Source organism: Streptomyces sp. NPDC048291 (genome assembly GCF_043201715.1).
Classification (GTDB): domain Bacteria; phylum Actinomycetota; class Actinomycetes; order Streptomycetales; family Streptomycetaceae; genus Streptomyces.
The window spans coordinates 282,431-305,936 of record NZ_JBICZC010000014.1; the positions used below are offsets into that span (position 1 = coordinate 282,431).

General features: G+C 72.5%; 20 protein-coding genes. 15 read left to right on the plus strand and 5 right to left on the minus strand.

Translation table 11 applies throughout. From position 1 onward, the window contains the following. Window positions 1–189 precede the first annotated feature (189 nt). The gene (locus ACGF5O_RS35770; RefSeq protein WP_393814062.1) at window positions 190–1,443 is read left to right on the plus strand and encodes an ABC transporter substrate-binding protein; all 1,254 of its coding nucleotides are present in this window, start codon (window positions 190–192) and stop codon (window positions 1,441–1,443) included. A 48-nt stretch (window positions 1,444–1,491) separates the two neighbouring features. Here the strand turns inward: ACGF5O_RS35770 and ACGF5O_RS35775 are convergent, their stop codons facing one another. Further along, window positions 1,492–2,970 (minus strand): aldehyde dehydrogenase family protein, encoded by a 1,479-nt coding sequence (locus ACGF5O_RS35775; RefSeq protein WP_393814063.1) that lies wholly within the window; start codon window positions 2,968–2,970, stop codon window positions 1,492–1,494. Between the two features lie 255 nt (window positions 2,971–3,225). Between ACGF5O_RS35775 and ACGF5O_RS35780 the strand changes: the two genes are divergently transcribed. Then, window positions 3,226–4,503, plus strand: coding sequence for an amidohydrolase family protein (locus ACGF5O_RS35780; protein WP_393814064.1), 1,278 nt, complete (start codon window positions 3,226–3,228; stop codon window positions 4,501–4,503). 134 nt (window positions 4,504–4,637) lie between these two features. Here the strand turns inward: ACGF5O_RS35780 and ACGF5O_RS35785 are convergent, their stop codons facing one another. Next, window positions 4,638–5,648 carry an LLM class flavin-dependent oxidoreductase gene (locus tag ACGF5O_RS35785; RefSeq protein WP_393814065.1) on the minus strand — a complete coding sequence of 337 codons (1,011 nt, stop codon included), beginning with the start codon at window positions 5,646–5,648 and terminating at the stop codon, window positions 4,638–4,640. Window positions 5,649–5,730: 82 nt separating this feature from the next. Beyond that, window positions 5,731–6,504: an enoyl-CoA hydratase/isomerase family protein gene (locus ACGF5O_RS35790; RefSeq protein WP_393814066.1), complete on the minus strand. Its 774-nt coding sequence runs from the start codon at window positions 6,502–6,504 to the stop codon at window positions 5,731–5,733. 102 nt (window positions 6,505–6,606) lie between these two features. Here ACGF5O_RS35790 and ACGF5O_RS35795 point away from each other — a divergent pair, with 102 nt between their 5' ends. Genes ACGF5O_RS35795 through ACGF5O_RS35805 form a run of 3 tightly spaced genes read left to right on the plus strand, consistent with a single transcriptional unit; the run spans window position 6,607 to window position 9,506 of the window. Beyond that, complete coding sequence (locus ACGF5O_RS35795) at window positions 6,607–6,942, plus strand: hypothetical protein (protein ID WP_393814067.1); 336 nt, start codon at window positions 6,607–6,609, stop codon at window positions 6,940–6,942. 15 nt (window positions 6,943–6,957) lie between these two features. Continuing rightward, window positions 6,958–8,484 carry a class I adenylate-forming enzyme family protein gene (locus ACGF5O_RS35800; RefSeq protein ID WP_393814068.1) on the plus strand — a complete coding sequence of 509 codons (1,527 nt, stop codon included), beginning with the start codon at window positions 6,958–6,960 and terminating at the stop codon, window positions 8,482–8,484. Further along, window positions 8,481–9,506 carry a phosphotransferase family protein gene (locus ACGF5O_RS35805; RefSeq protein WP_393814069.1) on the plus strand — a complete coding sequence of 342 codons (1,026 nt, stop codon included), beginning with the start codon at window positions 8,481–8,483 and terminating at the stop codon, window positions 9,504–9,506. Before ACGF5O_RS35800 ends, ACGF5O_RS35805 begins: the two co-directional genes overlap by 4 nt. Window positions 9,507–9,638: 132 nt before the next feature. On the opposite strand, the gene ACGF5O_RS35810 is transcribed toward ACGF5O_RS35805, so the two are convergent. Together ACGF5O_RS35810 and ACGF5O_RS35815 are read right to left on the minus strand one after the other, a co-directional pair. Then, the gene (locus ACGF5O_RS35810; RefSeq protein WP_393814070.1) at window positions 9,639–10,430 is read right to left on the minus strand and encodes an SDR family NAD(P)-dependent oxidoreductase; all 792 of its coding nucleotides are present in this window, start codon (window positions 10,428–10,430) and stop codon (window positions 9,639–9,641) included. Continuing rightward, on the minus strand, window positions 10,427–11,746 hold the full coding sequence (locus ACGF5O_RS35815) for an acyl-CoA dehydrogenase family protein (protein WP_393814071.1): 1,320 nt from the start codon (window positions 11,744–11,746) through the stop codon (window positions 10,427–10,429). The genes ACGF5O_RS35810 and ACGF5O_RS35815 overlap by 4 nt, the downstream gene beginning before the upstream one ends. Window positions 11,747–11,844: 98 nt before the next feature. On the opposite strand from ACGF5O_RS35815, the gene ACGF5O_RS35820 reads away from it, so the two are divergent. From ACGF5O_RS35820 to ACGF5O_RS35865, 10 genes are read left to right on the plus strand one after another with little or no spacing between them, the layout of a single operon-like run. Beyond that, a complete protein-coding gene (locus ACGF5O_RS35820) occupies window positions 11,845–13,077 on the plus strand; it encodes a CaiB/BaiF CoA transferase family protein (protein ID WP_393814072.1) in 1,233 nt (410 codons plus the stop codon). A 46-nt stretch (window positions 13,078–13,123) separates the two neighbouring features. Continuing rightward, window positions 13,124–14,326 carry a cytochrome P450 gene (locus tag ACGF5O_RS35825; protein WP_393814073.1) on the plus strand — a complete coding sequence of 401 codons (1,203 nt, stop codon included), beginning with the start codon at window positions 13,124–13,126 and terminating at the stop codon, window positions 14,324–14,326. Between the two features lie 7 nt (window positions 14,327–14,333). After that, window positions 14,334–14,807: a VOC family protein gene (locus tag ACGF5O_RS35830; RefSeq protein ID WP_393814074.1), complete on the plus strand. Its 474-nt coding sequence runs from the start codon at window positions 14,334–14,336 to the stop codon at window positions 14,805–14,807. Window positions 14,808–14,827: 20 nt separating this feature from the next. Beyond that, window positions 14,828–16,003, plus strand: coding sequence for an acyl-CoA dehydrogenase family protein (locus ACGF5O_RS35835; protein WP_393814075.1), 1,176 nt, complete (start codon window positions 14,828–14,830; stop codon window positions 16,001–16,003). Beyond that, the gene (locus ACGF5O_RS35840; RefSeq protein ID WP_393814076.1) at window positions 15,990–17,489 is read left to right on the plus strand and encodes a class I adenylate-forming enzyme family protein; all 1,500 of its coding nucleotides are present in this window, start codon (window positions 15,990–15,992) and stop codon (window positions 17,487–17,489) included. Before ACGF5O_RS35835 ends, ACGF5O_RS35840 begins: the two co-directional genes overlap by 14 nt. Then, window positions 17,486–18,742: a MaoC family dehydratase N-terminal domain-containing protein gene (locus tag ACGF5O_RS35845; RefSeq protein ID WP_393814077.1), complete on the plus strand. Its 1,257-nt coding sequence runs from the start codon at window positions 17,486–17,488 to the stop codon at window positions 18,740–18,742. Before ACGF5O_RS35840 ends, ACGF5O_RS35845 begins: the two co-directional genes overlap by 4 nt. A 2-nt stretch (window positions 18,743–18,744) precedes the next feature. After that, complete coding sequence (locus ACGF5O_RS35850; RefSeq protein ID WP_393814078.1) at window positions 18,745–19,509, plus strand: crotonase/enoyl-CoA hydratase family protein; 765 nt, start codon at window positions 18,745–18,747, stop codon at window positions 19,507–19,509. Between the two features lie 2 nt (window positions 19,510–19,511). Beyond that, entirely contained in the window at window positions 19,512–20,666 is a 1,155-nt protein-coding gene (locus ACGF5O_RS35855) for a CaiB/BaiF CoA transferase family protein (RefSeq protein WP_393814079.1), read from the plus strand. A 22-nt stretch (window positions 20,667–20,688) separates the two neighbouring features. Then, window positions 20,689–21,831 carry a thiolase family protein gene (locus ACGF5O_RS35860; RefSeq protein WP_393814080.1) on the plus strand — a complete coding sequence of 381 codons (1,143 nt, stop codon included), beginning with the start codon at window positions 20,689–20,691 and terminating at the stop codon, window positions 21,829–21,831. Further along, a complete protein-coding gene (locus tag ACGF5O_RS35865) occupies window positions 21,828–23,465 on the plus strand; it encodes an OB-fold domain-containing protein (protein ID WP_393814081.1) in 1,638 nt (545 codons plus the stop codon). The genes ACGF5O_RS35860 and ACGF5O_RS35865 overlap by 4 nt, the downstream gene beginning before the upstream one ends. Window positions 23,466–23,506: the final 41 nt, after the last annotated feature.

A 23,506-nucleotide genomic window follows, 5' to 3' on the forward strand; every position in this document is an offset into this window, starting at 1 on the left:
CCTCCTGGAGTTCGTGCTCGGATGAGCGACGGGACCCGATTAAAGTGCTCTCATAGTGAGTTCGCGTCAACCCTACGGGGGCATATCGCCGCACGAGACGGTGACAAAGGATACTTAATATGCTCCACTGTGCCTCGCGTACCACCTGCCGGAACCGTCGCTCGACGGGCCGGGGACGGAGGAGAGCACATGAGGAGAACCGGTGCCATCGCAACCTGGACCAGCGCCGCGCTACTGCTGCTCACCGCCTGCGGCGGCGGTGCCGCGGGTGACGCGGACAGCGCCGGCGGGCCGGTGAAGGTCGGCGTGCTGACCTCGCTGAGCGGCACGGCCGCCGCGCACTACGCCGACACGGAGAGCGGGGTGAAGGCCCGGTTCGCGGCCTACAAGGCGGCCGGCGGCAAGTGCGCCGCGCGCGGCTTCGACGTGGTCATGGCCGACGACCAGTCCACCCCGCAGGGAGCGCTCACCGGGGCCCAGCGCCTGGTGCAGCAGGAGAACGTGTACGCCGTACTGCCGGTGAGCACCTACTTCTACGGCGCCGGACAGTACGCCGGCACCCAGGCCGGCGGCACCCCCTTCCTCGGCGGCGCCTTCGACGGCGGCGAGCAGTGGTTCGACCAGGAGTACGACAACCTCTTCCCCGCGATGTCCGGCACCGACTACGACCGCGCCGCGACCACCCTCGGCGCCTACTGGAAGAAACTCGGCGGGACCAAGGTCGCCGTGGTCGCCTACAACACGCCGAGCTCCGCCAAGGCCGCCGAGGGAGCGGCGCTCTCCGCCGAACACGCCGGACTGGGCCGCGGCTACGTCAACGAGCGGGTCCCGTTCGGCAGCGCCGACGTCGGGCCGATCGTCCTCGGCATCAAGAAGTCGGGCGCCGACGTGCTCTACGCCCCGGTGATCCCCGAGACCGGCTTCGCGCTCGCCACCGGCCTGCGCCGGGCCGGGGTGCGGATGAAGTCGGTCCTGCTGGCCACCGGTTACGGGGCGGACCTGCTGAAGTCGCCGCCCACGCTGAAGGTGGCGCAGGGGGTGGGCTTCATGACGTCGTACGCGCCGGTGGAGACGGACACGAAGGCGACCACCGCCTGGTCGGCGGCGCTCAAGCAGTACGCCAGGTCGGCCTCCGGCATTCCCTCCTTCTCCCAGGCGGTCGGCTGGATCAGTGCGGACCTGCTGCTGCACGGGCTGGAGAAGGCCGGCTGCGCCGCGAGCCGCAAGCAGCTGATGGCCGCACTGCGCACCGACCGGAGCTGGACCGCCGGAGGACTCTTCCCGGAGCCCGCCGACTTCGCGCACAAGGGCACCTACTCGGTCGGCGGCCCCGGCGACTGCACCTTCGTCTCCTTGCTCAAGGGCGCGCAGTTCGTCCCGGATCCGGCGGCGTCACCGGCCTGCGGCGAGCAGATAGCCGGCGTGAAGGTCAGCGTCAGGTAGCCGGCTGCCGGGCGGCACGCCGGGGCACCTGCCGCCCGGCGGCCGCTCTCAGCGTGCCGCCCAGCTGACCGTCTTCGTCTGCAGGTACTCGTCGAGGCCGAACTCGCCCCACTCCCGGCCGAGTCCGCTCTGCTTGTAGCCGCCGAACGCGGCCCGGGGGATCACTCCGGCGCTGCTCGCGTTGATGGCGACCGCACCGGTCCGGATACGGGACGCCATCTCGTACGCGGCCACGGTGTCTGCGCTCCACACGGCGCCGGCCAGACCGTAGGGACTGTCGTTGGCGATCCGCACCGCCTCCGCGTCGTCGGCGAAGGGGATGACGACGCCGACCGGGCCGAAGAACTCGGTGCGTGCGATGGTCATGGAGTTGTCGACGTCGGCGAAGAGCGTGGGTTCGACGAAGTAGCCGCGGTCAAGACCGGGGGGCCGGCCGCCGCCGCAGACGAGACGGGCTCCCTCCTCCTCGCCGACGCGGATCAGCTTCTCGACCTTGCCCCGCTGGGCCTCGCTGATCAGCGGGCCCATGGTGGTGGCCGGGTCGGCCGGATCGCCGACCCGCACCCGCGCGAGGGCCGCGGTCAGCCGGGCCACCAGTTCGTCGTGGACGGACTTGTGGACCAGCGTGCGGGTCAGCAGCGAACAGCCCTGTCCGGCATGGGCGGTGATGCCCGTGAGCGCGGCACGGACCGCGCCGTCGAGGTCGCCGTCGGCGCGGACGATGTTGGCCGACTTGCCGCCGAGTTCGAGGACGACCTTCTTCAGCGAGGCGGCGGCCTGGGCGTAGACCGTGCGGCCGACCGTGTCGGAGCCGGTGAAGCTCACCAGGTCCACCATGGGGTGGGTGGTCAGCGCCCGGCCCTCCGCCACGTCACCGGTCACGATGTTCAGCACACCCGGCGGCAGCCCCGCGGCGTCCGCGAAGTCACCGATCAGCAGGGACTCCAGGGGCGTGGCGGGCGCCGGCTTCAGTACCGCGGTGCAGCCGGCCGCCAGAGCCGGGATCACCTTCATCATGCTGAGGAAGAAGGGGAAGTTGTAGGCGGAGACCAGCGCGCACACCCCGAACGCCTCGCGACGCAGCACCCCCTGGGAGATGCCGGTGCCCGGCGTGATCGTGGGGTCCGTCGGGCGTTCCCAGGCGAACCCGGGCATCACCCGCTCGGCCATGTCCCGCAGATGCGCCACCGGGACACTGGTCTGCAGGGTCTCGGCCAGGGCCCGGACCGAACCGGCCTCCGCCATGTTGACGGCGACGAGCTCGGGCAGCCGGCGCTCCATCGCGTCCGCCATGCGCAGCAGGACGCGGGCGCGTTCCGCCGGCCGCATCCGCGGCCACGGTCCTTCGTCGAAGGCGCGCCGGGCCGCCCGTACCGCCTCGTCGACGTCGTCCGGCGAGGAGCCGGGGACCTCGGCGATCGTCTCCTCCGTCGCGGGATTGCGGACGGTCGTCGGGGTGTCCGACCGTCCGTCGGTGCGCCGCCCGTCGATGTAGAGCTGCGCGGAGAACGCGTACGCGGTCGTCATGTCGGTCTCCTGGTCGCCTGCGGTGATACCCAGACCTGCGCAGTTGAGTGTACTTAATTTGCGCATCGCGGGAAGAGGGTGGCCGCAGGGTCGCCGCGTTCCCTTTGTCAGCAAGGCGTCAGGATTCCGCGCGGAAATCACCTGCTCAATCCGTATGCTGAATCATTGACTGGACCGATCGGTACAGCTAACTTCGGCAGCACCAGCGGGTTGGATTTCTGCGACGAACGACGAGGTTCGAAAGAGGTACCGCCTGTGTTCAAGGAATTTGTCGTCTCCGGCGACTCGCACATCATCGAGCCGGTCGATCTCTTCAAGACCCGGCTGCCCAAGCGGCTGCGTGACCGCGCCCTGTGGGAAGAGGAGTTCACCCTCGACGAGCCGATCGTCGACGGCGGGCACACCGAGTTCAAGAAGCTGCACACCATCGGCTTCGACGGCTGGACCATCTCCAAGTACCGGCAGACCGGCGGGGAGACCCCGGACGGCGACCCGGAGCACATCATCCGGGACATGAACTTCGACGGCGTCGACGCCTCGGTGATGTTCCCGAACCTCTCGCTGTTCGTCCTCTTCACGGACGACCACGAACTCTCCATGGCCCACGCCCGGGTGTGGAACGACTACCTGGTCGAGCGGTACCTGCCGTACAAGGACCGGCTGCGGCCGACCGCCGCGATCCCGCTCACGAACGTCCCCGAGGCGGTCGCGGAGATCGAGCGGGTGGCGCGGCTGGGGATCGGCGCGCTCCTCCTCCCGGAGATCCCGCCGCTGCCGTACTACTCGCGCGAGTTCGACCCGGTCTGGGCGGCCGCGCAGGCGCACGGGCTGCCGGTCTTCATCCACGTCGCCACCGGCGGGGTGAAGGTCAAGGAGCAGGTGTCCGAGACCGCGCTCACTGTCCGCGGCCTGATGACGGCCATGAACATGGGCAAGGGCAACCTGACCGACGACATGGTGGCCGGCCGCACCATGGGCAGCGCGGTCGGCTCGGCCGTGGCGGGCCCGCAGGGCATCATCGCCAGCCTGGTCGGCGGCGGGGTGTGCGAGCGCTTCCCCGACCTGCACTTCAACCTGATCGAGTACACGGCCGGCTGGCTGGTCTCCTTCATGGGCTACATGGACAAGGCGTGGAAGACCGGCACCGGCCAGGACCCCGACTGGTGGCTCGGCTTCTGGGACGACAGCCGCGGGCCCAAGGAGCAGCCCTCGATGGGCCGCCTGTTCGCCGTCAACGACAAGTGGCCCTACCCGCTCAAGCCCACCGAGTACGTCCGGCGCCAGATCCACGTCCAGTTCGCCGACGACCCGACGGCCGTCAAGGCCCGCCACATCACCGGCCTGTCCACGGTGATGTGGGGCAACGACTACCCGCACGCCGAGGGCACCTTCCGCAGCAGCGAGGAGTGCATCGCCGAGAACTTCGAGGGCGTGGGCGCCGAGGACCGCGCCGCGATCCTCGGCGGCACCCTCGCGAAGGTCGTCGGCTTCGACACCAGCCGCAAGCTGGCGCCGGTGCCCGAGGGGGCCTGACGGCTCGGACCGGACGGCCCGCCGGACCGGCTCCGCGTCCGCCCCGGAGCGCACACCGCCTCGGGGCGGACGTGTCGCCGACCGGCATGCGGGCCGGACCCGGCGGGTCGCGACCGTCCGGCCGTCCTCTTGGCTCAGGCCGAATCCGGTAGTGCCCCGATCAGTGCTAGTCCGGCCCGGGCGTACGCGGCGCGCCGGCCGCGGCTCACCATGAAGCTCGGCGGGGCGAAGTAGCCGATGTCGCGGGGGAGCGCGCCGGCGCGCCGGGCCAGGGCGTCCTTCGCGTCGGCGGTCGTACCGCAGACCGCGATCTCGGTGACCATCTCGTCGGTGACCGCCCGGGCCATGGCGTCGGTGTCACCGGCCCGGAAGGCGTGGCGCAGCCGGGCGACCGGCTCCTCCCAGCCGTGGTGGGCGACAAAGGGGTCGTACGTCCGGACCGTGAGGTAGAAGGCGATCATGCGGCGGGCGTCGGCGATCGCGCGTTCGGGCGCGTTGTCGTCGACCGCCGTGATGATCCAGCCGTGTTCGAGCGGGCGCGGCTCCGCCGGGCCGCGGTCGCCCGCCCCCCGGGCCACCGCGGGCCGGACGACGTCGTTCCACCAGGAAGCGGTGAACAGCCCGTGCCCGATGACGCCGTCGGCGGCCCGGCCCGCGGTGACCGCCATGCGGGCGTTGAACGCGGCGAGCAGGACGGGGATGTCCAGCCGGCCGAGCACGGGGGCCCGGACGTCGGCATCGAGGTCGTGGAACTCGCCTGCGTAGCGGACCCGTTCGCCGTTCTCCGCGTGCAGCCAGGCCCGTACGGCACCCACCGTCTCGGCGATCCGGGCCACCGGCCGGTCCGCCGGCACCCCCAGCCAGTCCCGGTTGATCCGGAAGGCCGCGCTGCCCAGCCCGAGGAACAGCCGGCCCGGCGCCAGGGCGTGCAGCTGGCGCAGGGCGGTGGCGTGGGCGTAGGGGGTGCGGGCGAAGGCGTAGGCGATGGCGGGCCCCGCCATCGCCCGCTCGGTGTGCGCCACGATGTCGGCCACCGTGAGGTAGGAGTCGTGGTCGGCGAACTCGCCCGCGCAGAAGGCCTCGGCGCCGGCCTGCTCGGCCTCCCGTCCGACGTCCCGGCCGGGCCAGGGCATACCGAACCGCATGACAGCCTCCCGTTGAGCACCTCGACGTGGCATCTGACATCAATCAAAAAAGTACACTTATTTAAGTGCCGACGGGAAGCCGTCAGCGCAGTGTCCACTTCCCCCTGGGTACCGCCGCCCGGTCGATCCCGGCCTTCCCGACGGGGTTCCCGAGCTGCGTGTACGACAGTCCGGTGCGCAGCGCCTGGGTGCGGGTCGAGTCGAGGGATTCCCAGATCGCGCGGACGGTGCCCTGGACGGCGGCCGGCGGTTTCGCCGCGATGAGGCGGGCGATGCCGTCGGCGCGGTCCCACAGCTCCTCGCGCGGCAGCACCTCGCTGACCAGGCCGATCTGCAGCGCGCGGGCCGCCGACACGCGCTCGTCCAGGCCGAGCAGGGCGATGCGCAGCGCCTCTCCGAGGGGGACGCGCCGGGCCAGCCCGATGGGTTCGAGGGCCGCCGTGAGCCCGTAGCTGACATGCGGGTCGAAGAACGTGGCCTCCTGCGAACAGATCAGGATGTCCGCCTCGTTGAGCCAGTAGAAGGCGCCCCCCGCCGCCATCCCGTGCACCGCGCAGACCAGGGGTTTCCACACCTGGTTCTGCTTCGGCGAGAGGAACTCGCCGGGATCCGTCTGCGACCAGACGTTGGGGTGGCGGTCGATCCCCTCCTTCACGTCCATCCCCGTGCAGAACGCCCGGTCACCCGCCCCGCGCAGCACGACGACCCGCACGTCGTCGTCGTTCCTGACGGTGTCCCAGAGGGCGGCGAACTCCGCCAGCATCCGCTGGTTGAAGCCGTTCATCACCTCCGGCCGGTTGAGGGTCACGGTGGCGACGTGGTCGGTCACCTCGAACAGGACGGTCTCGAGTTCCATCCGGCAGCTCCGTTCTCGACGCGATCGAGGAAAGTAGTATACTTTTCTCTGGTTACTCGGCGCCGCTGGTTCGGCGCCACGAGAGCCGCGGAGGACACTGCGATGAGGCCACGCGTGGGGCAGTTGCTCGCCAGTACGGTCGACACGACGGCGGTGATCGTCGTGCGGTGCCCGGACGGGGAACTGGAGATCGGCTGCGGCGGAGCCGCCATGGTCGAGGGCGGCGGGAACAGGAGCGCGGCGGGAGCCGCCGCCACCGGTACGACCGCCCCCGGACCGACAGCCGGACCGACGGCCGGTTCACTGCTCGGGAAGCGGTACGCCGACGACGACCTCGGCGTGGAACTCCTGTGCACCAAGGCGGGACCCGGCACGCTCACGGTCAACGGTGTCCCGCTGCCGATGAAGTCCGCCAAGCCGCTGCCGGCCTCGGACTGAGGGGCGGGCCGGCCCGTGAACATATCGATGCTCCTGGACATGGCAGCCGAGGGTTTCGGCGACCGGGTCCTCGTCGGCCGCGCGGACGACGGCCTGACCGCCGCACGGCTGCGCGAACTGGCCTCCGGCGGAGCGGAGTCGATCCGCGCGGCCGGGGCCGACGCCATCGTGTACCTCGCGGTGAACGGTCCGGCCCTCCCCGTCGCGCTCTTCGCGGCGGCCCGCGCCGGAGTACCCCTGGTGCCGGTCAACTACCGCCTGGGCGACACCCAGCTCGACGCCCTGCTGACCAACCACCCCCGCGCGCTGGGCATCGCCGACCCGGCCCACGGCGCGGCGCTGCGCCGTGCGGGCCTGCCGGTCCGCAGCCCCGCCGAGTGGCTCGCCCAGGCCGCCGGGCACGCCGACTCCGGTGCCGGCGCGGCCGACGACCACCCGGCTCCCGACACCCCGGCCGTGCTCATCTACACGAGCGGCACGACCGCCGCGCCGAAGGGTGTGCTGCTGCGCCACCACAACCTGGTCTCCTACGTCCTCGGCACGGTGGAGTTCGCCGGAGCCGGCTCCGACGAGGCCGCGCTGGTCAGCGTCCCGCCGTACCACATCGCGGCCGTGTCCAACGTGCTGACGAACCTGTACGCCGGGCGCCGGGCCCTCACCCTGGAGCAGTTCACCCCGGACGGCTGGCTCGGCCTGGTCCGTGAGCAGCGGATCACCAACGCGATGGTCGTCCCGACGATGCTCGCCCGCATCATGGACACCGTCGGCCTCGACCGGTCGGTACCCTCGCTGCGAACGCTCGCCTACGGCGGGGCCCGGATGCCGGTCCGGGTCGTCGAGACCGCCCTGCGGACCTGGCCGCACGTGGACTTCGTGAACGCCTACGGGCTCACCGAGACGTCCTCCACCATCACCGTCCTCGGCCCGCGGGAGCACCGCACGGCCGTCGCGAGCGACGATCCCGCGGTCCGGGCCAGGCTCGGCTCGGCGGGACTGCCGGTGCCCGGCGTCGAACTGGAGGTCCGCGACCCGGCCGGCGCGTTGGCGGCTCCCGGCGAGACCGGGCAGATCTGGGTACGCGGCGAACAGGTCTCGGGGGAGTACGCGGGAAGGGGCTCCGCCGTCGACGAGCGGGGCTTCTTCCACACCCGCGACCGGGGCCGCCTCGACCGCGACGGCTACCTCCACATCGAGGGCCGGGCCGACGACACGATCATCCGCGGCGCCGAGAACATCGCGCCCGCCGAGATCGAGGACGTGCTGCTCGGCCACCCGGACGTGCTCGACGCGGTCGTCGTCGGCCTCCCCGACGAGGAGTGGGGGCAGCGCATCGAGGCGGTGGTCGTGGTGCGCGACGGGGTGACCGTCGACCCGGAGGCCCTGCGGTCCGAGGTGCGCTCCACGCTGCGCGGTTCGAAGACACCCGAGCGCATCACCCGCTGGCCGGAACTGCCCCGCACTCCGACCGGCAAGCTGATCCGCCGCGACATCGTCGAGGCGCTCGCCGCCGAGCCCGGGAGCCGGACGGGGGCCGGCGCATGAGCGTCGTCGCCGACAGCGCGGACCTCACCGCGGAGCTGACGCGGCGTACGGCCGTCGCCCTGCGCGACTGGGCACCCGGGGCCACGGTGGAGTCGGTCGAACCGCTCGCCGGCGGCACGTCGAGCCTCACCTACGTGGCCACGCTGGCCGGTGCCCCCGCCGGTCACGAGCGTGTCGTCCTCAAGGTGGCCCCGCCCGGCCTGGAGCCGGTCCGCAACCGGGACGTCCTGCGCCAGGCGCGGCTCATGCAGGTGCTGGCCGGGGTGCCCGGCGTCCGCGTGCCGAAGGTGCTGTTCTCCGACAAGGGCGCCCCGACGGCCCACCAGCCCTTCCTGGCCATGGAGCTGGTGCCCGGACGGTGCGTGGAGCCGGTGCTCGTGCCCCGCGGGACCGTACCCGCCGGACAGGTACGGGCGCGGGCACTCGACGCCGCCCGGATGCTCGCGCATCTGCACCGCGCGGATCCAAAACGAACGGCCCTGGCGGTGGAGCCCGTTGTCACTCTCGCCGCCGAGATCGACCGCTGGGCACGTGCGTTCACGACCGTCCCCGAGGATCTGCGCGCCGGCTGCGAGACCGTCGAGGAACGGCTGCGGGCGACGGTGCCCGCCGCGATGATGCCGGTGTTCACCCACGGCGACTACCGGCTCGGCAACACCCTCTGCGACGGTGACTCGGTCAACGCGGTCATCGACTGGGAGATCTGGGCGCTCGGCGATCCCCGCGTCGACATCACCTGGCTGACCTTCTTCACGGACGAGGCGCGTCATCCGGCGTCCGTTTCGGCGGAACCGACCGGGATGCCGGGCAAGGCCGAGCTGATCGACGCGTACCAGGAGGCGCGCGGGGAGCCGCTGCGTGACATGGCCTGGTTCGAGGCGCTCACGAAGTACAAGGAGGCGGCGGCGACGGCGCTGCTGATCAAACGGGGGCGGAAGGCGGGGCGGTTGAGCGACATGCACCGGCGGATGGGGCCGGCGTTGCCCGTGCTGTTGGCGGAGGCGACCGAGCTGCTTCGGTAGTCGGTCGGCTGCGGGTGCGTCGTGGTTGCTCGCGCAGTTCCCCGCGCCCCCAAAGAGAAGGGGCGCCGCAGTGCGCCCCTTCCTTTGGGGGCGCGGGGAACTGCGCGACCAGCCCCCACCCGCCCGCACTGTTCAGTACAACCCGCCGTCCACCCGAATCAGCGACCCCGTCGTATAACTCGACGCATCGCTCGCCAGATACAGCGCCGTGCTGATGATCTCCTCCGGCCGCCCCGGTCGGCCCGCCGCGCTGCGCGCGCTCTGCCTCTTCTCCTCCGTCCAGGACTTCGAGATGTCCGTCAGGAACGGGCCCGCCGAGATCGTGTTGACCCGGACCGTCGGGCCGTACTCCAGGGCGAAGACGGTCGTCAGCGCGTTGAGCGCGGCCTTGGCGCCGGCGTACGGGCCGAACCGCGGCTGGGGGAACAACGCCCCCGAGGAGGAGATGTTGATGACCGAGCCGCCGTCGCCCTCGGCCATCCGCTGCCCGATCAGCGAGGCGAGCCGGAACGGGCCCTTGAAGTTGACGCCGATCACCTTGTCGAAGAGCTCCTCGCTGGTCTCCGCCGAGGAGGGGGCCAGCGGGGACATCCCGGCGTTGTTGACGAGGACGTCGACGTGACCGAACTCCTCGTACGCGAGGTCCGCGAGCCGGCCGAGGTCGTCCCAGCGGCCCACGTGCGCCGCGACCGGCAGTGCACGGCGGCCCAGGGCGCGGACCTCCGCCGCGACCGTCTCGCACGCGTCGAGCTTGCGGCTCGCGACCACCACGTCGGCGCCCGCGGTGGCGAAGGCCCGCACCATCTCCCGGCCCAGCCCCCGGCTGCCGCCGGTGACCAGCGCGACCCTGCCGGACAGGTCGAACAGGTCGGCCGGGGCGATGGACTTGGCGTCGCGGCCCGTCAAGTCCCGGTTGCCGCTCATGCGTTCACCCGGCCGCCGAGGCCGTCGTCCGCGATGATGTGGGCGTACCGCTTGCGGGCCGCCTCCAGCTTCGGCGGGATGTGCTCGCTCGGGAACAGGCCCTCGGCCGGGGAGTAGTTCCTGAGCAGCTGCTTGGCGATGGTGGTGCGGTGCACCTCGGTCGGGCCGTCGGCGAGGGCGAGGTTCGGGGCGGCCATCCACCATTTGGCGAGCGGGAGTTCGCCGGTGGTGCCGAGCGAGCCGTGCAGGTGCACCGCCCGTTGGATGATGTCGTGCAGCACCTTGGCCGTCTGCACCTTGCACATCGCGATCTGGGTGCGGGCTGCACCGTGCGGCTGGGTGTCGATGATCCAGGCGGTGTGCAGCACGAGCAGCCGGAACTGCTGCAACTCCACCCAGGAGTCCGCGATGAACTGCTGCACCGCCTGCTTGTCGGCGAGCAGGGTGCCCTGGGTACGGCGGGACAGCGCGCGCTCGCACATCATGTCGAAGGCACGCGTGCACTTGCCCACCGTGCGCATCGCGTGATGGACGCGACCGCCCCCGAGCCGGGCCTGGGCGACCGCGAAGCCCTCGCCGGGGCCGCCGAGCATGGCGTCGAGCGGGACGCGGACCTGGTGGTAGCGGATGTAGGCGTGGATGCCCTCGTCGAGACTCTCCCGCTCGTCCATCGTGCCGACGTTGCGCTTGATCTCGATGCCGGGAGTCCCCGACGGCACGATGAACATCGACATGCGCCGGTGCGGGGGTGCGTCCGGGTCGGTGACGGCCATGACGATGAGGAAGGCCGCGTACCGGGCGTTGGAGGAGAACCACTTCTCCCCGTCGATCACCCATGCGTCGCCGTCCCGCCAGGCCCTGCACGTGAACTCCTTGGGGTCGGCGCCCGCCTGCGGTTCGGTCATCGAGAAGGTGGAGACGATCTCGCCGTCGAGCAGCGGCCGCAGATAGGCGGCCTTCTGCTCCTCGGTGCCGAACATCGCCAGGATCTCGGCGTTCCCGGTGTCCGGGGCGGCGGTGCCGAAGACCGTGGGTGCCCAGTAGGAGCGGCCGAGTACCTCGTTGAGGAGGGCGAGCCGCACCTGGCCGTAGCCGGGTCCACCCAGTTCGGGGCCCAGATGGCAGGCCCACAGGCCCTGCTCCCGGACCTGTTCCTGCAGCGGCCCGAGGATCGCGCGGGCCTTGTCGTTGCCCGTGTCGTACGGGTCGCCGCCGTGCGGGAAGAGGAGGTCGAGCGGCTCGACCTCCTCGCGTACGAAGGCGGTGGCCCAGTCCAGCCTGGCCTGGAAGTCAGGTTCGATCGCGAAATCCAGCATGGCAAAACAGTATACTTTTTCGGCGACCTGGGTCCATACTCGAAGCGCAAGAGGCCAATTGGGTATGCGCAATGGCGCGGATCGGGAGGTCTGGTCGGATGCAGAGGCCGATGGAGGGCGTGCGGGTGCTCGAAGTCGCGCAGTTCACCTTCGTCCCGGCGGCGGGTGCCGTGCTGGCCGACTGGGGCGCCGACGTGATCAAGATCGAGCACGCCGAACGCGGCGACGCCCAGCGCGGGCTGGTGCGGGTGCTCGGGTACGAGGCGGCGAGCGCGGGCTCGTCGTTCTTCCCGATCATGGAGGGACCCAACCGCGGGAAGCGCAGCGTCGGCCTGGCCCTGGAGAAGCCCTCGGCGCGGCCCGTGCTGGAGGAACTGATCCGCTCCAGCGACGTGTTCCTCACCAACTTCCTGCCCGAGGCGCGGGCCAGGCTCCGTATCGACCTCGACGACGTCCGGGCGGTCAACCCCGACATCATCTACGTCCGGGGCAGCGGCTTCGGCATCCGCGGGGAGGAGGCGGGCAAGGGCGGCTACGACAGCACGGCCTTCTGGGCGCGCGGCGGCAGCGCCGCCGGTGTCACCCCGCCCGGCGCCGACCGCCTGACCCGGATGCCGGCCGGCGCGTACGGCGACTCGATGGGCGGCATGACCATCGCCGGCGGCATCGCCGCCGCCCTCTACTCCCGGGCCACCACGGGTGAACCGTCCGTCGTGGACGTGTCCCTGATCGGCGTCGGCGCCTGGGCGACCCAGTTCACCGTCAACCTGGCGCTGATGACCGGCGGCCCGCTCCCGGTGAAGACCCAGCCCCGGTACGGCTCGGCCACCAACCCGCTCGTCGGCGCCTACCGCACCGCCGACGGCCGCTGGATCGAACTGTCGATGCTCCAACCGGGCCGGTACTGGGGCGAGTTCTGCAAGCTCGCCGGCCGCGAGGAACTCGGCGGCGACGAACGGTTCGACAGCACCGAGAAGCTGATGGCGAACGCGGCCGAGGCCGCCGGGATCGTCGCCGGGCTCATCGCCTCCCGTCCGTACGCGGAGTGGGTGGAGATCCTCTCCCGGGGCGAGGGGCAGTGGTCGGCCGTACAGAACGCCTGGGAGGTGGGCCAGGATCCCGCCCTGCGGGCCAACGGTCTCATCGCCCCCGTCGTGGACGCCGACGGCGTCGACCGCGAACTGGTCGCCAGCCCCGTCCAGTTCGACGAGACCCCGGCCGCCCTCACCCGGGCACCGCAGTTCGCGGAACACACCGACGAGGTTCTGCGCTCGCTCGGCCTCGGTGACGACGAGCTCATCGCCCTCAAGATCGACGGCGCGGCGACGTGACGGACGTACGACGAGACCCGACCGACGTACGACGAAAGGAGCCGTGATGGGAACGACACTCGACGAGTCCGAGGGGACGTACGAGGGCACGCCCGCCTACCACTTCGACAACCGGCTCGGCGGGCCGGTCCTCAGCCACCAGGAGCGCTGGGACGAGATGGCCGGCACCCACACCGGGTTCCGCAGCACCGTCGCACGCGGCTTCTGGGTCGTCACCGACGGCCCCGCGGTCCAGGAGGCGCTCCAGGACTGGCGGACCTTCTCCAGCAGGTCGGTGACGGCGCTGGAACCGGACCCGAAGTTCCTGTGGATCCCCGAGATGCTGGACCCGCCCATCCACAGCGTGTGGCGGCGCCTCCTCGGCCGCTACTTCTCCCCGGGCGCCGTGGCCGCCCGTGAACCGGAGGTCCGCCGGACCGCGGCGGAGCTGATCGACGCGCTCCGCGAGCGTGCCGGCGCCGACGTGCTCGAAGAGTTCGCGCGCCGCTTCCCGACCCTGATCTTCATGCGTCTGATGGGCCTGCCGGAGGAGGACCTGCCCACCTTCCTCGCCTGGACCCGCGAACTGCTGCACCTCTCGCACGCCGAGGACCCGGACGGCGCCCGCCAACTGGCCGCCACCCGGGAGGTGTCGGCGTACTTCGCGGAACAGATCGCCCTGCGCCGCAGAACGCCCCTGGACGACCTGCTCTCGCACGCCATGACCTGGACCGTCGACGGCGAGCCCATCGACGACCGGGACATGCACGCCTTCTGCGTCCTGATGTTCCAGGCCGGCTTCGACACCGTGCCCATCTCGATCGGCTGGGCGCTGTACCACTTCGGCACGCACCCGGAGCAGCGTGCCGAGATCCTCGCCGATCCCGCGCTCATCCCGACCGGGGTGGAGGAGATCCTGCGCGTCTACTCGTTCGTCGTGCCGGCCCGCAAGGCGACGCAGGACGTCGAGATCGGCGGCTGCCCGGTGAAGGCGGGCGAGATGGTGATGCTCCCGCTCGCGGTCACCAACCGTGATCCCGAGCGGTACGAGAACCCGCTGGAGGTGGACCTGCACCGCAAGGCCACCAACCACATCGCGTTCGGCTCCGGCCCGCACCGCTGCCTCGGCTCGCACCTCGCCCGCCTCGAACTCACCGTGGCGGTCGAGGAATGGCACCGGCGCATCCCCGACTACCGGGTCGCCCCCGGCCAGGAGCTGTGGCAGCACGGCAACATGTACGGCATCAAGTCGCTCCGGCTGGAGTGGTGAGGCCCCGGTGCCGACACACCCCCTGCGAGCGGCGGACCTGTACCACACCGGGATCGTGGTCGACGACGTGGACGCCTGGAAGGCCCGGATGAGCGAGGTCGCCGGGTACCGGTGGACCGAGACCATGTCCGCCGACCTGCCGGTGCGGCTGGCGGACGGCGGCGACCGGGTGCTGAACCTCCGCTACGCCTACTCCCTGGACGCCCCGCACATCGAACTCGTCCAGGAGATCCCCGGCACCCCCTGGACGGCGTCGGCGCACCTCGCCACCCACCACCTCGGTTACTTCTGCGACGACCTGGCGACGACGTCGAAACGGCTGGCCGAGGCGGGCTTCGCCCTGGAGGCCTGCGCGGTGATCGACGGCGAACCGTCCGTCTTCGCCTACCACCTGGCCCCCTCCGGCATCCGCATCGAGATCGTGGACCGCACCCGGATCCCCGACCTCGCCGCCTATCTGCGGTCGAAGACGCCCCGGTGACGGCCGGGGACGGGACGGCCGTGGCACCGACCTTCACCGAGGAGCACGAGCAACTCCGCGCGACACTGCGCCGTTTCCTCGCGGACAAGGCGCCGGGCGAGGCCGTGCGCCGCTCGATGGAGTCCGCGGACGGACACGACCCGGCGCTCCGGCGGCGGATGGCGGACGAACTGGGCCTGCTCGGGCTCGCGTTGCCCGAGGAGTACGGCGGCTTCGGCGGCGGCCCGGTCGAGTTGGGCCTTGTCCTGGAGGAACTGGGCCGGGCCCTGCTGCCCTCCCCGTACTTCGCGACCGTGGCCCTGGCCGGCCAGGCCCTCGTGGTCTCCGGCGACGAGACGGCCAGGGCACGCTGGCTGCCGGCCATCGCCGACGGCTCGCTGACCGGCACGCTGGCGCTGGCCGAGGAGCGCGGGTCCTGGCACGTCGAGGACGTGCGGGCCGGGGCCGTACCCGAACCGGGCGACGCCCACCGAGGCTGGCGGGTGACGGGCACGAAGATGTTCGTCGTCGACGGCCACAGCGCCGACCTCGTCCTGGTCGTGGCCCGCGCGGCCACCGGCCCCCGGCTGTTCGCCGTCGAGGGCACGGCGCCCGGGGTGACCCGCACCCGGCTGGAGACGCTCGACCCGACCCGGCGCCTGGCCCGCATCGACCTGGACGGTGCCCCGGCACAGGCGGTCGGCCCGGAGGCCGCGACCGGATATCTGCGCCGGGTGACCGACCTCGCGACGGTGGCCCTCGCCGCCGAGCAGGCAGGCGGAGCACAGGCGTGCCTGGACGCGGCCGTGGCGTACGCCAAGGTCCGCGTGCAGTTCGGCCGGCCCATCGGCTCCTTCCAGGCGGTCAAGCACAAGTGCGCCGACACGCTGGTGAAGGTCGAGGCGGCACGATCGGCGGTCTACCACGCGCTGTCCGTGGTGGCGGCGAACCCGTCGGAGTGGGCGGAGCGGGCGGCGGCCGTCGCGGTCGCCGCCGTCTGCTGCGCGGACGCCTACACCCACGCGGCCAAGGAGAACATCCAGATCCACGGCGGCATCGGCTACACGTGGGAGCACGACGCCCATCTCCATCTGAAACGCGCGAAGTCCTCCGAGCAGCTCCTCGGCAGCCCGGCGACACACCGCCGGCGGCTGGCCGGGCTGGTCGGCATCTCCGCGCCCGAGGCGACGAAAGGCCACGCACGTGGGAATCCGTGACCGCCTGTCCCGGCTGCTCGGCGAAGCCGCCGCCGAGGCCGAGGCGATCGAGTACGACGGCGAGTGGTGGACCTGGGGACAGGTCCGCAGGACCGCGAACGGTGTCGTGGCGCTGCTGGACGAGGCGGGCCTGCCGCCCGGCGGCCGAGTCGGCGTCGTACTGGAGAACCGGCCCGAGCACGTCGCCGTGGTCGCCGCGGTGATCGCCTCCGGGCGTTGCCTGGTGATGCTGAGCCCGCTGCAGCCCGCCGAGCGGCTCGCGGCCGACATCGACCGCTGCGCGCTGCCCGTCGTCGTCGCCGGTGCCGAACCACTGGCCCGCGCGGGCGTGCCGGAGGCGGTGACCGCCCACGGCGCGGCGCTGGAACTCGGCCCGGACGGCACGGTGAAGCCCGCAGGAGGCACCGCCCCCGCCGACGCCCCGGCCAACCCCGGCGTCGCCGTGGAGATGCTCACCTCCGGCACCACCGGCCCCCCGAAACGCGTCCACCTGCGCATCGGCCAGCTCGACCAGGCGCTCGTCTCCGGCGGGCAGACCCCGAAGGCGGAGCGCCTGCTGTCGCCGTCGGCCTCGCTCGTGTCCAGCCCGCTCGTGCACATCGGCGGTCTGTGGCGGGCGCTCGCCTGTCTCGCGACCGGCCGCCGGATGCTCCTGATGCCCAGGTTCGCCGTCGAAGCCTGGACCGACGCGGTGGAGCGGCACGGGCTGCGGGCTGCGAGCCTGGTACCGGCCGCGATCCGCGCCGTGCTCGACGCGAAGGTGCCGAAGGAGCGGCTGGCGAGCCTCCAGGTCGTCACCTCCGGTACCGCGCCCTGCCCGGCCGAACTCGCCGACGCGTTCTTCCGCGCGTACGGCGTGCCCGTCCTGATGACCTACGGGGCGACCGAGTTCGCGGGAGCCGTGGCCGGCTGGACGCTGCCGCTGCACGCGCGGTGGTGGCGGCGCAAGGCGGGCAGCGCCGGGCGCGCCTTCGACGGCGTCGAACTGCGGGTGACCGGCGAGGACGGCGCCGAGCTGCCGGTCGGCCGGACCGGCCGCCTGGAGGTCAGGACCGAACAGAGCACGCACGGCGGCCGGGTGTGGGTGCGCACCAGCGACCTCGCCCGGATCGACGCCGACCGGTTCGTCTGGATCGAGGGACGGGCGGACGACGCGATCATCCGCGGCGGCTTCAAGGTGCAGCCGGAGGCGGTCCGCCGCGTCCTGGAGTCGCACCCGGCCGTACGGGAGGCGGCCGTGGCCGGACTGCCGGACGCGCGGCTCGGCGAGGTGCCGGTCGCGGCGGTCGAGCCCGAGCCGGACCGGCCCGCACCGGACCCCGCCGAACTCGTCGCCCTCTGCCGAGCCAGGCTCACCCCCTACGAGGTGCCGGCGCACGTCGTCGTCCTCGGCGCACTGCCCCGGACCCCCTCGGGCAAGGTCAGCCGGGTGGAGCTGCTGGGCCTGGTCCGGGACCGGCTCGGACACAAGGAGGAACAGCGATGACGGACACCGAGGAGCGGTTCGGCGTCCTGACCGACGAGGCCGTCGAACGCTCCCGGCGCCGCCTCGGCGTCCCCCGCCCCCAGCGCAACCCCCCGCACAACTACGAGGTGACCTGGGACGCCGCCCGCCACTTCGCCTACGGCTACGGCGACGACAACCCCCTGTACTGCGACCCCGACTACGCGGCCGGCACCCGCTGGCGTGCCCTGCTCGCGCCGCCCACCTTCCTCTACACGATGGGCGAGGACGCCGCCCCGGCACCCGGCGCCGAGACCAAGGCGCTCCTCAGGGGCGACCCCTTCGCCGGACTCGGCTCCTACCAGGCGGTGATGGAGTTCGAGTGGTGGCGCCCGCTGCGACGCGGCGACCGCTGCCGGGTGTTGCAGACCCAGGTGGGCGTGGACCTGAAGCCGAGCCGCTTCGGCGGCCGCACCGCCCACGTCGTCAACGACTACCTCTACGCCAACGGACGCGGTGAGATGCACGCACTGCGCCGGGGCACCTGGATCAACGCGGAGCGGCACACCTCGAAACAGCGGGCCAAGGAGCAACTCGTCCAACAGCCCTACACCGAGGAGGAGTTGGCCGCGATCGACGCCGCCTACGCGGTCGAGACCCGGCGCGGCGCCGAGCCCCGGTACTGGGAGGACGTCGAGATCGGCGAGGAGCTCCAGCCCCGCGTGAAGGGACCGCTGACCACCACCGACGTGGTCGTCTGGCACCTGGGCTGGGGCATGCAGCTCACCCCGCCCGGCGCCTTCGGGATCGCGGCGAGGGTCCGGCGCAAGGCGCCCGGCCTCTACCCGCCCAACCCGCTGAACATCCCCGACACCGTGCAACGGCTGCACTGGGAGCCGGAACGCGCCCGGGAACTGGGCCTGCCGGCCCCCTACGACTACGGCGGCATGCGCGAGACCTGGCTGTGCCATCTGCTCACCGACTGGATCGGCGACGACGGCTGGCTGTGGCGACTGCGCTGCGAGCACCGCAGGTTCAACTACCGCGGCGACACCACGTGGGTGCGCGGCACGGTCGTCGGCAAACGCCTGGCGGACGGGCGCGCCGAGGTCGACATCGAGGTGCGCTGCGAGAACCAGCGGGGCGAGGTCACCACGCCCGGCACGGCCGTCGTCCTGCTGCCCACCCGCGACCGGGCCGTCGAACTCCCCGCGCCGCCCGCGGCGGACCTCGACGGCATGGTCGCCCATGAACTGACCCGATTCGCCGTGACCGGCGACCATCCGAGGAGGTAGGCGTGTCCGACGAGGTACTCGTGGAGCGCCGCGGCGCGGTGCAGCTCATCACGATCAACCGCCCGGCGGTGAAGAACGCCCTGGACGCCGCGGTGGCCGAGGGCGTGGCGGCCGCGGTCGACGAACTGGACGAGTCGGACGAACTGCGGGTCGGCGTGCTCACCGGCGCGGGCGGCACGTTCTCGGCGGGCATGGACCTCAAGGCGTGGCTGCGCGGCGAGACCCCCGCGATCGAGGGCCGCGGCCTGTGCGGGATCAGCATGACCCCGCCGCGCAAACCGCTGGTCGCCGCCGTGGAGGGCTGGGCCCTGGCGGGCGGCTTCGAACTGCTGCTGGCCTGCGACCTCGTCGTCGCCGCCCGCACCGCCCGGCTCGGCGTCCCCGAGGTGACCCGCTCGCTGGTCGCCCGCGCGGGCGCCGCACTCCACCTGCCGCGCCGCATCCCCTACGCCATCGCCCTCGAACTGCTGCTGACCGGCCAGCCGATCGGTGCCGCGCGCGCCGCCACGTACGGACTGGTCAACCGCCTCACCGAGGAGGGCGGCGCGCTGGAGGGCGCCCTCGAACTCGCGGCCACCATCGCGGCGAACGGCCCGCTGGCGGTCGCGGCGACGAAGCAGATCGCCCGCTCCACCGCCGACTGGACCCTCGACGAGGCGTGGGGCAGGCAGTTCGACATCGCCGAGCCGGTGTTCCAGTCCGAGGACGCCCGCGAAGGGGCGGCGGCATTCGCGGAGAAGCGGCCACCGGTCTGGAAGGGCCGCTGACGATGACCGCCGGAGCCGAGACCGCTGGCCCGGACGGGACGCCCGTCAGTGGGGCGGGGCCGCTCGCAGGCTGCCGGGTCCTCGAACTCGGCGGGATCGGACCGGGACCGTTCGCCGGGATGCTCCTCGCCGACCTGGGCGCGGAGGTCGTCCGGGTCGACCGGCCCGGGCGGGAGGCCGAGTCGGACGCGGGTGGACCGGCGGCCGTGCTCGACCGGGGCAAGCGGTCGGTCGTACTGGACCTGAAGCGGCCCGCCGAGGCCGACGCACTGCTGCAACTCGTAGCGTGCGCCGACGTGTTGATCGAGGGGTTCCGGCCCGGCGTCACCGAACGGCTCGGCATCGGACCGCACGACTGCCTCGCCCGCAACCCCCGTCTGGTCTACGGCCGGATGACCGGCTGGGGCCAGGACGGACCCCTCGCCGCCGCGGCCGGACACGACCTCACCTACATCGCGGTGACCGGCGCGCTCGGTGCCATCGGCGAGGCGGGCGGCCCGCCGCGGATCCCGCTGAACCTCGTCGGCGACTTCGGGGGCGGCGGCTGCTACCTCGTGATCGGGGTACTGGCCGCGCTGCACGCCGTAGGGCGCACCGGCGCCGGACAGGTCGTCGACGCGGCGATCGTCGACGGCACCGCCCACCTGCTCGCCAGCACCTTCGCCAAGCTCGCCCGCGACGAGTGGCGCGACGAGCGGGGCGTCAACCGGTTCGACGGCGGCTGGCCGTTCTACGCCGTGTACGAGACGAAGGACGGCCGCCACGTGGCCGTCGGCGCGCTGGAGCGCAAGTTCTACCGCAGCCTGGTCGAGTTGCTCGGTCTCGACGTGGACCCGGACCGGCAGCACGACCGCTCGGCCTGGCCGCGTCTGCGGGCACTGCTGGCGGAGCGCTTCGCCGAGCGCACCCGGGACGAGTGGGCGGCGCTGTTCGAGGGCACCGACGCCTGCGTGGCGCCCGTCCTGAGCCTCACCGAGGCGGCCTCCCACCCCCATCTGGCCGCCCGCGCCAGCCTGTTCACCCGCGACGGCGTGCTCCAGCCCGCCGCGGCCCCCCGCTTCTCGGCGACCCCGGCCCGCCCCGGCCGCACGGCACCGCCCGTCGGTGCCGACACCCGCGCGGTGTTCCGCGACTGGGGCGTGCCGTACCCCATATGACCTGACCTATCTAGGAGTTGTCATGCGAGACGCCGTCATCGTCGACGCCGTACGCACCCCGATCGGCAAGCGCAACGGCTCGCTGGCGTCGGTGCACGCGGCGGACCTGTCGGCCGAGGTGCTCAGGGCGCTGGTGCGGCGCACCGGCATCGACCCCGGCACCGTGGACGACGTGGTCTGGGGCTGTGTCACCCAGATAGGCGACCAGTCCAGCAACGTCGGCCGGTTCGCGGTACTCGCCGCGGGCTGGCCCGAACACGTCCCGGCCGTCACGGTCAACCGGGCCTGCGGTTCCAGCCAGCAGGCCGTCGACCAGGCCGCGCACGCCGTCATGGCCGGCCAGTACGACCTGGTCGTCGCCGGCGGCGTCGAGACCATGAGCAGGGTGCCGCTGGGTTCGCACCGGACGACCGGGCAGCCGTACGGTCCCGCCGCCATCGCCCGTTACGGCGGTGCCGAGTTCAGCCAGGGCCTGGGCGCCGAGATGATCGCCGAACGCTACGGGTTCAGCCGCGCCCGCCTCGACGAGTTCGCCTCCGAGTCGCACGCGAAGGCCGCCGCGGCGATCGACGCGGGCGTCTTCGACGACCACCTCGTGCCGATCGACGCCGAGGGAACCAGGTTCGGTACGGACGAGGGCCTGCGGCGGGGCACCTCGCCCGAGACCCTGGCCCGGCTCAAGCCGTCGTTCAAGGAGGACGGTGTGATCCACGCCGGCAACTCCTCCCAGATCTCCGACGGGGCCGCCGCCCTCCTCGTCACCACCCCCGAGCGGGCCCGCGACCTCGACCTCACCCCCATCGCCCGCTACCACAGCGGAGCGGTCAGCGGCGCCGACCCGATCACCATGCTCCTCGGTCCGGTCCCCGCCACCGAGAAGGTGCTGCGACGCTCCGGGCTCTCCCTCGACGACATCGGCGCCTACGAGGTCAACGAGGCTTTCGCACCAGTGCCGTTGGCGTGGCTCGCCGAGACCGGCGCCGACCCGGAGCGGCTCAACCCGCTCGGCGGGGCGATTGCCGTCGGCCACCCGCTCGGCGGCTCCGGCGCCATCCTGATGACCCGGCTGCTGGCCCGGATGCGCCGCGAGAACCTCCGCTACGGCCTCCAGACCATGTGCGAGGGCGGCGGCACGGCCAACGCGACGATCGTCGAGCTGCTGTGACGACCCGCCCACTGCCCCAACCCACGCTCGCCAGCGCCGAGTTCTGGGCCTCCGGCGCCGACGGCGTGCTCCGGGTCCCGCACTGCGCCGACTGCGACCGGTACTTCCACCCGCCGCTGCCGGTGTGCCCGTCGTGCCGCGGCCGAGCCGTGGCCCTTGCCCCGGTCTCCGGCAAGGCGGTCGTGGTCGGCTTCAGCGTCAACCACCAGACCTGGCTGCCCGACTTCCCGCCGCCGTACGTCGTCGCGGTGGTCGCCCTCGCCGAGGACGACCGGGCCCGCCTGACCACCAACATCGTGGGCTGCGTGCCGGACGAGGTGCGGGTCGGCATGCGGGTCCGCGTCCGCTTCGAGCACCACGGCGACGTGCATCTCCCGCTGTTCGAGCCGGACCCGGAGGCCGACGGCCCCGGTCCGCTGCCGCGACCGCGCGAGGTGCGCGCCCGTCCCATGGCGTCCCCGCGGAAATACGAAGACAGGGTCGCGCTGACCGGTGTCGGACAGTCACGGGTGGGCCGCCGCCTGATGGTCGACCCGCTCTCCCTGACCGTCGACGCCTGCCTGGCCGCGGTCGCGGACGCGGGTCTCGACCTCGACGAGATCGACGGGCTCTCCACCTACCCGGGGCCCAGCCCCGGCGGCATGAGCGAAGGCGGCGTCACCGCCCTCACCGAAGCCCTCCAGCTGCGCCCCACCTGGGTCAACGGCGCCCGCGAAGTGCCGGGCCAGATCGGCTCGATCACCGCCGGCATGCTCGCGGTCGCCGCCGGGCTCTGCCGGCACGTGCTCTGCTTCCGCACGGTGTGGGAGTCCTCCCACGCCGCGCTGGTGCGCTCCGGGCGCTGGCAGTCCGGCGGCGGCCCGGCCACCGGCATGTTCGAGTTCCGGGCCCCCTTCGGAGCGATGTCGGCCGCGCAGTGGATCGGCTGCCACGCCTCGCACTACCTGCACCGGTACGGCGTCGGCCGGGAGGCCCTCGGCGCGATCGCGGTCACCGCGCGGACGAACGCCGGACGCAACCCGGAGGCCCTGCACCGCGATCCGATGACCCTCGACGACTACTTCGACGCCCGCATGATCACGACCCCGTTCGGGCTCTACGACTGCGACGTGCCCTGCGACGGAGCGGTGGCCGTCGTCGTCTCCGCGATCGAGACCGCCCACGACCGGCCCCGGCCGCCGGTCCTGGTGGAGTCCGTCGGCACCGCGGTCCTGGAACGGCTCAGCTGGGACCAGGACACCCTCACCCACCTGCCGCAGTCCCGCGGCCCCGCCGCGCACCTCTGGACCCGCACCGATCTCACCCCGGCGGACGTCGACGTGGCCCTGCTCTACGACGGGTTCACCTTCAACGCGCTGTCCTGGATGGAGGGGCTCGGTTTCTGCGGACCGGGCGAGGCGACCGACTTCATCGGCGAAGGCAAGGCCATCGCCCTGGACGGTCAGCTTCCGTTGAACCCGCACGGCGGCCAGCTCTCCGCCGGCCGCCTGCACGGCTACGGCTTCGTCCGCGAGGCCATGCTGCAACTGCGCGGGGACGCCCCGGGCCGCCAGGTCCAGGACGCCCGCGTCGCGGTGGTCACGGCGGGCGGGGGAGTGCCGTCCGGGGCGATGCTGCTGCGGAAGGCGGAGTAGCCCTCCCGTCCCGCCTGCCCTCGCCCCCGGTCCCCGTCTCC

What these genes read in the sequence shown, in the direction of transcription:
- ACGF5O_RS35770 (WP_393814062.1), top strand. Translation starts at nt 190, where the DNA reads ATGAGGAGAACCGGTGCCATCGCAACCTGGACCAGCGCCGCGCTACTG.
- ACGF5O_RS35775 (WP_393814063.1), bottom strand. Translation starts at nt 2,970, where the DNA reads ATGACGACCGCGTACGCGTTCTCCGCGCAGCTCTACATCGACGGGCGG.
- ACGF5O_RS35785 (WP_393814065.1), bottom strand. Translation starts at nt 5,648, where the DNA reads ATGCGGTTCGGTATGCCCTGGCCCGGCCGGGACGTCGGACGGGAGGCC.
- ACGF5O_RS35790 (WP_393814066.1), bottom strand. Translation starts at nt 6,504, where the DNA reads ATGGAACTCGAGACCGTCCTGTTCGAGGTGACCGACCACGTCGCCACC.
- ACGF5O_RS35795 (WP_393814067.1), top strand. Translation starts at nt 6,607, where the DNA reads ATGAGGCCACGCGTGGGGCAGTTGCTCGCCAGTACGGTCGACACGACG.
- ACGF5O_RS35805 (WP_393814069.1), top strand. Translation starts at nt 8,481, where the DNA reads ATGAGCGTCGTCGCCGACAGCGCGGACCTCACCGCGGAGCTGACGCGG.
- ACGF5O_RS35810 (WP_393814070.1), bottom strand. Translation starts at nt 10,430, where the DNA reads ATGAGCGGCAACCGGGACTTGACGGGCCGCGACGCCAAGTCCATCGCC.
- ACGF5O_RS35815 (WP_393814071.1), bottom strand. Translation starts at nt 11,746, where the DNA reads ATGCTGGATTTCGCGATCGAACCTGACTTCCAGGCCAGGCTGGACTGG.
- ACGF5O_RS35820 (WP_393814072.1), top strand. Translation starts at nt 11,845, where the DNA reads ATGCAGAGGCCGATGGAGGGCGTGCGGGTGCTCGAAGTCGCGCAGTTC.
- ACGF5O_RS35825 (WP_393814073.1), top strand. Translation starts at nt 13,124, where the DNA reads ATGGGAACGACACTCGACGAGTCCGAGGGGACGTACGAGGGCACGCCC.
- ACGF5O_RS35845 (WP_393814077.1), top strand. Translation starts at nt 17,486, where the DNA reads ATGACGGACACCGAGGAGCGGTTCGGCGTCCTGACCGACGAGGCCGTC.
- ACGF5O_RS35855 (WP_393814079.1), top strand. Translation starts at nt 19,512, where the DNA reads ATGACCGCCGGAGCCGAGACCGCTGGCCCGGACGGGACGCCCGTCAGT.
- ACGF5O_RS35860 (WP_393814080.1), top strand. Translation starts at nt 20,689, where the DNA reads ATGCGAGACGCCGTCATCGTCGACGCCGTACGCACCCCGATCGGCAAG.